Below are 615 nucleotides of genomic sequence, written 5' to 3'. Positions count from 1 at the left end.
GTACTTCCTTCCCATTCCAATTTTTAACAAGTTCTTCAAGTTTTTCCTTCTCGGTCTGCTGACATGAGATTAGAAAGAGAAAGCAACCCAGTATAAATATAAGATTTTTCATTTAAAATAAAATTTGATTAAACAGGGGTTATCATCTTCTAAACGCTCTTCCAGCTTCTTATATTCCTCTGGAGGAAGCACTTTTTCATAGTTTGGAAAGTCTTCATTGAAAACAATACAAGTCAGGAAATCTTCATTAAAGGCTAAAGGTTCAAAATGAATGTCTTCTGTTGTTTTTTCAAAAAAGAAACTTTTGCCGTCTTCCTTCCGGTAAAATAGATTTTTCGAATGCTTAAGCCCAAACACCAACATGATATAATAGAATTTATCATTCTGATATTGATCGCATAAAAAATAAGGCACAGTAGAATCACGTAAATACTGCAACATTAATTTATATTCTTCAACCTTTTTATCCTCTAATAAAGTGAATCCATACTCCTTCAAATCAAGATTATCTTTTCCAAAATCCCAACGGTATGCAACCCGTAAGCTATCTGTCCTTACTTCATATACTTCATTTTGATAAGGATTGGAAAAATATACTTTATGTTCATAATTATA

General features: G+C 31.4%; 1 protein-coding gene. It reads right to left on the bottom strand.

Annotated features, from left to right (window positions below; all coding sequences use genetic code 11):
• Positions 1-108 precede the first annotated feature (108 nt).
• A partial coding sequence (locus ISX59_RS21040; RefSeq protein ID WP_220576258.1) for a 6-bladed beta-propeller occupies positions 109-615 on the bottom strand: 507 nt, incomplete at its 5' end.

This window comes from Bacteroides sp. FSHCM14E1 (genome assembly GCF_019633785.1).
Lineage (GTDB): Bacteria > Bacteroidota > Bacteroidia > Bacteroidales > Bacteroidaceae > Bacteroides > Bacteroides hominis.
This window is presented reverse-complemented; position numbering and strand designations above follow the sequence as displayed.